Source organism: Mesorhizobium sp. M4B.F.Ca.ET.017.02.2.1, assembly GCF_003998955.1.
Taxonomy (GTDB): Bacteria; Pseudomonadota; Alphaproteobacteria; order Rhizobiales; family Rhizobiaceae; genus Mesorhizobium; species Mesorhizobium abyssinicae.
This window is the reverse complement of sequence record NZ_RZOF01000742.1, coordinates 1-380: the sequence shown is the minus strand read 5'-3', so window position 1 is coordinate 380 and position 380 is coordinate 1. Positions and strand designations below refer to the sequence as shown.

At 56.1% G+C, this 380-nt stretch carries 1 pseudogene; it reads left to right on the top strand.

The features are described 5' to 3' along the window. A pseudogene (locus EN738_RS35145) lies at positions 1-252 on the top strand (porin family protein); the annotation flags it as partial. Between the last annotated feature and the right edge of the window lie 128 nt (positions 253-380).

The window sequence follows — 380 nt, the reverse complement described above, 5'->3', positions numbered from 1 at the left end:
TACACAGACAGCGCCGACTCCTCCAACGATTTCGTCCTGAGCAGCAACAAAAACCAATACTCGCTCGCCTATACGCTCAATGCGGGCCTTGCATACCAAGTGACCAAGAATGTTCTTGTCGACCTCGGCTACCAGTATTTCTCCGCCCCCAATGCGGAATATGTGGCCGCCGAGAGCCTGACCTCCTATCCCACCCGTAAGGGGATCAGCAACCACCAGATCAAATTCGGCCTGCGCTACGACCTCTGGTAAAGCGAAGCGGGTCACGAAATGCCACGGCGGGTCCAACGGCTCGCCGTTTTCATTTCGGGGCGCGCCGGGTGGAAGGGAATATCCCGACAACGACAAAAACTTTGCTCTTGACGCCGAAAGGCTGAAAG